Origin of the sequence: Streptococcus sp. HMSC071D03 (assembly GCF_001812125.1) — a bacterium.
Classification (GTDB): domain Bacteria; phylum Bacillota; class Bacilli; order Lactobacillales; family Streptococcaceae; genus Streptococcus; species Streptococcus pseudopneumoniae_N.
Map to the genome: position 1 here is coordinate 4,588 of NZ_KV807737.1, position 9,650 is coordinate 14,237.

A 9,650-nucleotide genomic window follows, 5' to 3' on the forward strand; every position below is an offset into this window, starting at 1 on the left:
CTTCGAAAATCAAATTCAAACTACGTCAGCTTTATCTGCAACCTCAAAGCCGTGCTTTGAGCAACCTGCGGCTGGCTTCCTAGTTTGCTCTTTGATTTTCATTGAGTATTAGCATGTTCTCGGGTATTTAGTTGTCTATCTTTAAACTAGTTTTTTTCAAAAATAAAAAAGTTTCATAATCTTAATAGAATTGTTCTACCAAGATTACAAAACTCTTTCTTATTTCAAATCTTTTTTATAGCGTTCCAACTCTGCTTGGTTTGCCCAAACATAGTGACCTGGACGAATTTCTACCATAGAAGGTTTATCAGTTTCATAGTCATGTTGATCTGGATCATAGACTTTCAAAACTTTTTTACGTTCCAAGATTGGGTCTGGAATAGGAACAGCTGATAGAAGTGCTTGCGTGTATGGATGAACTGGATTGTTAAACAATTCTTCAGTTTCAGCCACTTCAACAATAACACCCTTGTAAATCACCGCGATACGATCAGAAATGAAACGAACTACTGACAAATCGTGGGCGATAAAGAGATAAGTCAAGCCTAATTCCTTTTGGAATTTTTTGAGCAAGTTCAAGACTTGGGCACGTACAGAAACGTCCAAGGCTGAAATCGGCTCATCCGCAATAACGAAGTCAGGTTGCATAACCAAGGCACGGGCAATCCCGATACGTTGACGTTGTCCACCTGAGAACTCATGTGGGTAACGTGTCAAGTGTTCAGCCAAAAGTCCCACTTCACGAATGATATTTTGAACTTTTTCTTTTCTTTCTTCTTCATCTTTAAATAAATGGTGGTTATAAAGACCTTCAGAAATGATATAGTCAACTGTTGCACGTTCATTCAAACTTGCAGCAGGGTCTTGGAAAATCATTTGGATACGACGGATTAATTCCGAAGCTTGTTCACGTGATTTTTTACCATTGATTTTTTGACCTTCAAAGATGATATCACCTTTGCTGGTATCATTAAGACCGATAATAGCACGACCAATTGTTGTCTTACCACTACCAGACTCTCCAACAAGTGAGAAAGTTTCTCCTTTGTTGATAAAGAAGTTCGCATTTTTAACAGCGACAAACTTTTTGCTTCCTTCACCGAAGGAAATTTCTAAGTCTTTAATTTCTACTAATTTTTCAGACATTTCCTTCCTCCTAGCCCTCAAGATGTGTAAAGCCCATCTTTTCACGAATCTTGTCGTGTAAATCTGCAATCACCGATGGTTTTTCAACTTTTGGAGCTTGTTCATGAAGCAACCATGTCTTAGCCCAATGAGTATCAGATACTGCAAACTGAGGTGCTTTTTCCTCGAAGTCAATCTTCATAGCATAATCTGAACGAAGAGCAAAAGCATCTCCCTTCAATTCAGTATAAAGCGATGGAGGTGTTCCAGGGATTGAGTACAATTCACCTTTGTCATCCGCAAGTTGAGGCAAGCTTGACAAGAGGCTCCATGTATATGGATGACGTGGGTCGTAGAAGATTTCTTCAACAGTACCATACTCGACGATTTCACCAGCATACATAACTGCAACTTTATCAGCGATACTTGCTACGACACCTAGGTCGTGGGTGATAAAGATTGTTGTAAAGTGGTATTCGTGTTGAAGTGACTTCAACAAATCAATAATCTGTGCCTGAATGGTCACGTCAAGAGCTGTTGTCGGCTCATCACAGATAAGAATGTCTGGACGACAAGCAAGAGCAATCGCGATAACAATACGTTGACGCATTCCCCCAGAATATTGGAAAGGATACTCGTCAAAACGTTTCTCAGAATCTGGAATACCAACTTTATTCATATAGTCAATAGCCATCTCTTTAGCTTCTTGAGCAGTCTTACCTTGGTGTTTAACAATAACTTCTGTGATTTGACTTCCGATTGTCTTGATTGGGTCTAGACTGGTCATTGGATCTTGGAAGATAGTTGCAATCTTGGCACCACGAATACTTTCCCATTCTTTATGAGAAGATAAGGCTGTCAAATCTTGTCCACGGTAATTAATACTACCTTGTGCAATACGACCATTTTCTTCCAACATTCCTGTGAATGTTTTTGTCAAAACTGATTTACCTGAACCTGACTCCCCAACTAAAGCGAGAACCTCTCCCTCGATCAGATCGATGGAGACACCTCGAATAGCTGTCAAAATCTTGTCACGAACATCAAATTCCACGACAATATCTTGAGCAGTCAAAATTACATTCTTTTCTTTTGTCATTTCTACTCCTATCTATGTGTACGTGGATCACTAGCATCTGCTAGGTTTTGACCTACTACGAAAAGGGACAAGGATACCAAGACCAAAGTTGTCAATGGAATCCAGAAGAGGTATGCATTGGTTGTTACGTTCTGAGAATAATCTGAAATCAAACGTCCCAAACTTGGTACTGTGATTGGCAAGCCAAGTCCAAAGAATGATAGGAAAGCTTCATATGAGATAAAAGATGGAAGCATTTGCGACGTGCTCGTAACAATAACAGATACCAATTGGGGCATAATGTTTTTCATAATAATTTTGTAACTTGGTGTTCCCAAGGTACGTGAAGCAAGGTTGTACTCTAAATCACGGTAACGTAACATTTGGATACGAATTGAATGGGCAACACTAATCCAAGTGGTTACACTCATGGCAAAGATCAAATTCCAGAAACCTGCACCGATAGAGTAAGTCAAAACAATAACGATCAAAAGTGATGGGATATTGTTGATAACGTTGTAGACTTCCATCATGATACGGTCAACTGATTTTGAGATCCCCCAAATTCCACCAATAACAACACCGATAAAAAGGTTGACAAAGGTCGCAATGACAGAAATCAAGATAGAGTTACGAGCTCCAAACCAGACACCATCAAAGAGAGATTTACCATTACTGTCTGTTCCGAACCAATGCTCAGCATTTGGCTTAATGTAACGAGCGCTAAAATCATTTACCTTACTTACATCATTGAAGTCAAAATCAGAGAACATTGGGTAAATGAAACTCATCAAAACAACTGCAATCAAGATACCTAGCATGATTACTGTTGATTTATTCTTCAAAAACTGTCTAAAGACAGAACCCCAGTATGAGTAGGCAGGAGCATCAATTGCTTCAGAGGCATAATCATCACGTTTTACAAACTGAAATTTTTCATTACTAATTGTAGACATTATTTGCCTCCTTTCTCTGTCAATTTAATACGTGGGTCAATAATGGTCATCCAAATATCTCCGATAAGGTTTGAGAAGATTGAAACACAAGTGAAGATAAAGACGAGACCAACTACCATATTATTGTTTGAAGCCTTTACAGAGTCGATCAACATTTTACCCATACCTGGGAAGGCGAAGACTGTTTCAGTAAGAGTTGCTCCACCAATAACACCAATGATAGAACCTGGGATACCAGAAACGAGTGGTACCATAGCATTTTTAAAGATGTGCTTATCAGAAATCTCTTTCTCAGATAAACCTTTAGCACGAGCAAAACGAACGAAATCTTGTGATTGCAAGTCAATCATATAACGGCGAATCCAAATTGCCATAGTAGGTGCTCCTAGCAAGCCCAGAATCACTGCAGGAAGGACATAAGAACGCCAATCACCAGCACCCAAGATTGGGAATGAGTCTGGGAAGCCGATTGAAGAACCAATCAAACGAATAATATAGACTAGGGCAATCGTTGGAAGAGCCAACAAGAAAGTTAGAGTCCCTGTAGCGAAACTATCGATCCAAGTGTTTTTGAAACGAGCCATTGCTGAACCAAGAGGAATCGCAATCGCATATGAAATCGCAAGACCAATCAAACCAGTGATAGCAGAACTTGCAATCATAGATGGGTACTGATAGTTGCTTTCAGTAGCTGTATATGGATCATCTTTACCGTAGTTGGCTACTTCACGAGCATCAGCTTGACTCGGAGATTTATAAGTTCTTGAGTAAATATTAACTGATGATGTTTTCTTACCAGTTGGGAATTGAACTTCAGAAGTCTTGGTTTGTCCTTGTCCTTGTGTAATAACTTGAAGAACAGGAGTATTGGCATAAGTTGGATAAGAATCTCCTAGATTCAAGTTGACAAAGTTTTGGTGAACAAATGGGAACTGACTATTGAAGTACAAGAGGTATTTGTGTTTAGTACCTGAACCCACAAGAGACCAACCGATAGCAGGGTCATTCTCAAAGCGCAAATAACGCTCTAAGTTTGGATTTTCTGGGTCTTGTATCTTGTTTGTATGGTCAATATCAAGCAAGTTTGCATAGAATTTGAACACACGCTCAAAAATAGGAATTTCACGTGTAGCGTAGAATTGACCGCTCTCTGTAAACTCACCTAAAGTCCAACCATTCCCGAGTTGTTGGATATATTTTTCATAGATTGCTTTATTTGTATCATTTGCATCTACTGTAACAGAAGAGTCAATGCTACTAGCTTTTTCCTGCAACTCTTTCGTATCGTAATATTCGATATAACCCATACGCTCAAAGACAGTATTTTCATAGTTATCTCGTTTATCAGCCGTTGTCGCAATTTTATTGTAGTTAGTATCTTGTTTGAAGATCAACTTCCGTGGAACCATCGTATAGATGATTGTGTAAATCAAGGTCGTTACTAAGAAAATAGAAACCAACGACCGCAAGATACGCATAAAAACATATTTTTTCATATTATTTCCTTTAAAATCCCAAAAGAACCTTCTCCTTTAGGAGAGAAAGTTCTGATGAGCATTATTTATTTCACATGACTCGCTAACTCTTTTTGAGCTTTTTCGTTTGATTCAGCTTTTTCTTTGAGCCATTTTTCACGAGCTTCTTTGTACTCTTTGGTTGTTACAGTGTTAGCTTGCAATTTAAGGTACTTGAAGTATACATCTGAACCTTTATCACCAGATTGAGTGTAAGAGGCTGAGAATGGTACTACACGAGAAATAACTGGTGCTGCTCCTGAAGATGACATAGCCGGAAGGAAGAGTGAGCTATCTGTCAACCAAGCTTGAGCTGCTGCATATTTCTCATAACGTTTGTTAAGATCACTTGTTTCACTAGCTGCATCATCAACTAATTTGTCGTAATCTTTCAAACCAACTTGAGCAACCGCTGGGTTTGATGGATTGTCATAGCCCATGTAGGTCTTAGTTGTTTCACTATTAGTTGATTTCAAGATATCAAGGTAAGTCGATGGATCATCATAGTCTGGATTCCATCCAACAGCACCTGAAAGGTCCCAATCTTCTGCTGCCGCACTAGCAGCGTAGTATGTGATATTATGTAATTCATCCGTAGTGATTTGTTGGATATCGATAACTACATTATCTGTACCCAAAGCGGTCTCAACAGATTGTTTAAATGATTGGATACGAGCGATATAGTTTTTAGATGTTTGGTCAACTGGAATATCCAAGTGGATTGGGAATTTCACACCATCTGCTTCAAGGTCTTTTTTAGCTTTAGCTAGTTCTGCTTTAGCTTTATCAGCATTGTAAAGTCCATCTTGAGCATCCGCAAAGTTTACATCTTTCCACTCATCACCATAAGAAACAACTTTCTCAGTAACCAAGTCACCAAATGTTTTTTCACCTGCTGAAACAAATTCTGGTTTTACGAAGAGGTTACGGACAGCAAGGGCTGCTCCATCCTTACCATTTAGCTGAGCTGAATAAGCAGTACGATCAAAAGCAAAGTTCAAAGCTTGACGGAAATCTTTGTCGAGAAGGGCTTTCTTAGTAGATGTTTTTTCTTCGTCAGTTGTTTTTGAAGTGTACTTATAGCTTTGACGATCAATGTTAATACCTAAACCAGCAATACCTGCTCCCTGTGGGTTATAGTAAATATTGTCTTTATATGTTTCTGCTACCTTAGAATAGTTTGAGCTAGTAGGGAAGAGACGGGCATAACTGTATGCACCATTTGTAAAGTTACGCTCAAGTGACTCTTGGTCTGAACCATCATAATAAGAAAGTGTTACAGTATCGATGTGAACATTACCTTTATCCCAATACTGTTCATTCTTCGCAAATTCGATAGAAGACTTAGCCGTCAACCCTTTAAGCAAGAAAGGTCCATTGTAAAGCAATGATGTTGGGTCTGTTGCCTTACCAAAGTCTTTACCTTTTGATTTTTCAAACTCTGCGTTCAAAGGCCAGAAGATTGCGTAAGACAATTTAGAGTTCCAGTATGGTTCTGGTTGGTTCAAAGTGTATTGAAGAGTGTAATCATCAACAGCTTTTACACCTACAGCAGAGAAGTCTGTATTGTTCCCTGATACATAGTCAGCCAATCCTTTAACAGAATTTTGTGCTAGGTAAAGAGCGGCTGATTTATTGTCGGCTGCGTGTTTCAAACCTGTAACAAAGTCATTTGCAGTTACTTCCGCATATTCTTCACCATCAGATGTGAGCCATTTTACACCTTTACGAATCTTATAAGTGTATGTCAATCCATCTTGAGATACTGACCAGTCTTCAGCGACTGCAGGAGTAAGGTTTCCATACTTGTCATTTGTAAAGAGTCCGTCAATACCATTTGAAGTGGCAACTTTTGTACTTTGTTTCCCAGAGATAAGGTAGTCCAATGTTTCTGGGTCAGCAGTATAAGTATAACCATAGGCTTTTGGCGCTTCAGCATTTGATGATTTTGAAGAGCCACAAGCTGCGAGAACGCCTGTTGCGAGTAGTGCAACCCCTGCTACTGCAAGAATCCGACTTTTTTTCATGTTTAGTTAACTCCTCTATTAAAATTAATGAGATACTGTTAATTATACCACACTCCCTTTCAAAAGTAAACGAATTTTCAGAATATTTTGTCGCATACCTTTTGAAAGCAGAAAAGCAGGAAAACTTACATTTTCAGAAAAGAAACTATTGACGAGATTTAATTTAAAAGGTATAATAATAAAAGTTAAGGCGGTATAGCCAAGTGGTAAGGCACGGCTCTGCAAAAGCTTGATCGTCGGTTCAAATCCGTCTACCGCCTCTATGATTCAGAAGACTCCAGTTGGAGTCTTTTTTTACAAAATGGAGAAGCTTTACTGGCCGAGGACTAGTAAAGCTTCTTTTGTTAATCAGTTTCTTCTTCCAGCTCAATTTCTGTGATTTGAACCTTCAACTTGGTCACACGGCCATTTTTGACTTTGTCATTAGTCAATGTAATGTGTTTGTTGGCACTTTCCAATTCATAGCTAAGCTTTTCAGTTGTTGGAATAGTCCCTACACCCGTCAAATAATAACCAGCGATTGTATCTACATCATCACTTTCAAGTTCAACATCGAAATAACTATTGAAGTCGTTCAAGTTCATCGTACCTTGAACAATGTAGGTATTCTCACCAATAGTATGAACGTAAACCTCAGCACGGTCAGTTTCGTCGTCAATCTCTCCGACAATCTCCTCAAGGAGATCTTCTAGTGTAACTAGACCAGCCATACCACCATACTCATCCAAAAGGATTGCCATCTGTCTTTGAGTATTTCTGAACTCTTTTAATAAATCATCCACAAAAATCGTTTCAGGTACAAAGAGTGGATCTTGCAAGATTCGCTTCCAGACGATATTGTCAAACCCGCTGACAAAGGCTTCTTTAAGGAGGCTCTTGGTGTGAACCAAACCAATGACATTATCCTTGTCTCCATCATAAACAGGAATACGAGAAAAGTTCTGTTTCAAGATACTTTGGATAATGGTTTGAGTATCATCCTGAATATCTACCATGAAAGCATCGGTTCGAGGAACCATGACTTCACGTGCCATGAGTTCGTCGAGTGAGAAAATCCCCTGCAACATTTCAATTTCATCTGCATCCAAGGTTTCTTCACTCTTAGACAACATGTACTCAATCTCATCACGAGTCATTTTTTCATCTGCATCGTCAAATGTCATCGGTGTCAATTGACTCAAGAGATTAGTTGATGCTGAGAGCATCCAAACGAAGGGACTCACAATCTTACCAAGTCCAATAATAAATGGTACTGTTCGGATGGCCAAGGCATCCTTAAGATTTAGAGCAATTCGCTTAGGATAAAGCTCCCCAAAAACAATAGAAATATAGGTCAAGAAAGCTAGTGACAAGAAGCTAGCTACCGCATAGGAAGTTTCGCTATTTCCCATCCAAGAGGCGATCAACTCTCCAAGTGAATCTGCTAGTTTAGCCCCTGACAAAATCGTAATTAAGGTGATACCAACTTGAATGGTTGATAAAAAGTGATTGGGGTTTTCAAGTACCTTTAGTAAACGGATATAGCGTTTATCTCCCTCTTCAGCTTTTTGCTCAACACGTGAACGACTAAGTGAAACCATGGCCATTTCTGTTGCAGAGAAAAAGGCATTTAAAAAGGTCAAAACAACTAATAAAACAAATTGCAGTAACAAATCCTGACTGCTCGGGTCTTCCATTTTCCTTCTCCTAAAAAGTATAATTGAAACCATTATACCATATTTTCCAATTTCTACACATTAATTTTCAATTTCTATGATAAAGGGTCGCTGAATAGAGTGCTGCAATCCAAGTCTCGACGCCCTAGTTCAAGCCTTGTGAATCTTCAAAAAAGCTCTTTATACTAATTTAAACTGCGTCAACGTCGCCTTGCCGTACTCAAGTACAGCCTGCGGCTAGCTTCCTAGTTTGCTCTTTGATTTTCATTGAGTATTAAAATCAAAAGAGCAAAAAACAAGCAAGCCTGTCAATAGTTCATGACTAATAAAAAACGAGGTTGGGATTTTTCCTCAACCTCTTGATCAATTAGTTATTTTTTGTGACTGTGACCTCACCTGTTCGGTAATCTAACTGAATTCCCTTTTGGATATTTGGAATTACGACATTAAACTCCAATTCTCCATCAGAGGACTTAGCTTCAATCTGAGATGCAGACGGCACCAAATCTTCCTCAGTAGCATAGAGTAATGTCACGCGGTAACGAACTCGTTTGTTTTGATCTAGAGCTTTTCGAACCAAGCTCTCATAGTAGTTTTGGCCTGTCGAATCTTCGGCACGCGCTTGGTTGGCCCAAGCTGTCTGTACGGCAATGTTTTTAGGATTGCTAGTAGAAGCATCAAAGCCATCTAAACCACCGATTAAGGCATAGCCCAACAAATGCCCTCTATCGACCGCATGGTTGTAACTTCCCTTTAGATTCTTAACCTGATGCCAACCCGCAGGCGTCCAAGATGTTGAACCATTGCCAGTTTCTTCACGGTCCTTGTACTGTCTGGTCGCTTTTGACATGATTGCATTCGCTACTGTGGGAACTGTCTCTCCTCCTACAGTCTTTGTTTTATTATCCGCATAGGGTTTACTTGAAACCTTGGCGTCTAGATTGGTTTTATTGTTATTGACGATAAAGGCTCCTGCGCTATTCCACTCTAGAGTACCCTTAATTTGTTTTTTAACTGAATCTGTTAGGACACTTTCAGCCAGTTCTTGACTTGGAGTATCAGACGACTGTGATTTTTGTTTTGCTTGTGTTTGTGGTGCAGTGTTGGAAGACTGCATTTGTTTGATATAGTAGCTTCCTGCTGACAAGAGCAAAAAGAGCAAGAGACCAATTAGGGCCTGCCTTGTTTTTTTATTCATATTTTCTCCTTGTACTCTTCGAAAATCTCTTCAAACCACATCAGCTTCACCTTGCCGTATATGTGTTACTGACTTCGTCAGTTCTATCCACAACCTC

7 protein-coding genes and 1 tRNA gene are annotated in these 9,650 nt (G+C 39.3%); 1 reads left to right on the plus strand and 7 read right to left on the minus strand.

Translation table 11 applies throughout. The features are described 5' to 3' along the window. Positions 1-219: 219 nt before the first annotated feature. The 5 genes from HMPREF2837_RS04200 to HMPREF2837_RS04220 form a co-directional block, all read right to left on the minus strand. Complete coding sequence (locus tag HMPREF2837_RS04200) at positions 220-1,146, minus strand: ATP-binding cassette domain-containing protein (RefSeq protein ID WP_001291283.1); 927 nt, start codon at positions 1,144-1,146, stop codon at positions 220-222. A gap of 10 nt (positions 1,147-1,156) precedes the next feature. Beyond that, on the minus strand, positions 1,157-2,224 hold the full coding sequence (locus tag HMPREF2837_RS04205; protein WP_049549562.1) for an ABC transporter ATP-binding protein: 1,068 nt from the start codon (positions 2,222-2,224) through the stop codon (positions 1,157-1,159). A gap of 8 nt (positions 2,225-2,232) precedes the next feature. After that, positions 2,233-3,159: an oligopeptide ABC transporter permease OppC gene (gene oppC, locus HMPREF2837_RS04210; RefSeq protein WP_075230672.1), complete on the minus strand. Its 927-nt coding sequence runs from the start codon at positions 3,157-3,159 to the stop codon at positions 2,233-2,235. After that, positions 3,159-4,655: an ABC transporter permease gene (locus HMPREF2837_RS04215; protein ID WP_049502738.1), complete on the minus strand. Its 1,497-nt coding sequence runs from the start codon at positions 4,653-4,655 to the stop codon at positions 3,159-3,161. Before HMPREF2837_RS04215 ends, oppC begins: the two co-directional genes overlap by 1 nt. A gap of 65 nt (positions 4,656-4,720) precedes the next feature. After that, the gene (locus tag HMPREF2837_RS04220; RefSeq protein WP_075230673.1) at positions 4,721-6,700 is read right to left on the minus strand and encodes a peptide ABC transporter substrate-binding protein; all 1,980 of its coding nucleotides are present in this window, start codon (positions 6,698-6,700) and stop codon (positions 4,721-4,723) included. A gap of 189 nt (positions 6,701-6,889) precedes the next feature. On the opposite strand from HMPREF2837_RS04220, the gene HMPREF2837_RS04225 reads away from it, so the two are divergent. Next, a tRNA-Cys gene (locus HMPREF2837_RS04225) sits at positions 6,890-6,960 on the plus strand. An 84-nt stretch (positions 6,961-7,044) separates the two neighbouring features. On the opposite strand, the gene HMPREF2837_RS04230 is transcribed toward HMPREF2837_RS04225, so the two are convergent. Both HMPREF2837_RS04230 and HMPREF2837_RS04235 read right to left on the minus strand, forming a co-directional pair. Continuing rightward, entirely contained in the window at positions 7,045-8,376 is a 1,332-nt protein-coding gene (locus HMPREF2837_RS04230) for a hemolysin family protein (protein ID WP_049549559.1), read from the minus strand. A gap of 346 nt (positions 8,377-8,722) precedes the next feature. Next, positions 8,723-9,553 (minus strand): DNA/RNA non-specific endonuclease, encoded by an 831-nt coding sequence (locus HMPREF2837_RS04235; protein ID WP_049549558.1) that lies wholly within the window; start codon positions 9,551-9,553, stop codon positions 8,723-8,725. Positions 9,554-9,650 lie beyond the last annotated feature (97 nt).

Coding starts and splice junctions, on each gene's coding strand:
- HMPREF2837_RS04220 (WP_075230673.1), bottom strand. CDS start 6,700: ATGAAAAAAAGTCGGATTCTTGCAGTAGCAGGGGTTGCACTACTCGCA.
- HMPREF2837_RS04215 (WP_049502738.1), bottom strand. CDS start 4,655: ATGAAAAAATATGTTTTTATGCGTATCTTGCGGTCGTTGGTTTCTATT.
- HMPREF2837_RS04200 (WP_001291283.1), bottom strand. CDS start 1,146: ATGTCTGAAAAATTAGTAGAAATTAAAGACTTAGAAATTTCCTTCGGT.
- oppC (WP_075230672.1), bottom strand. CDS start 3,159: ATGTCTACAATTAGTAATGAAAAATTTCAGTTTGTAAAACGTGATGAT.
- HMPREF2837_RS04235 (WP_049549558.1), bottom strand. CDS start 9,553: ATGAATAAAAAAACAAGGCAGGCCCTAATTGGTCTCTTGCTCTTTTTG.
- HMPREF2837_RS04205 (WP_049549562.1), bottom strand. CDS start 2,224: ATGACAAAAGAAAAGAATGTAATTTTGACTGCTCAAGATATTGTCGTG.
- HMPREF2837_RS04230 (WP_049549559.1), bottom strand. CDS start 8,376: ATGGAAGACCCGAGCAGTCAGGATTTGTTACTGCAATTTGTTTTATTA.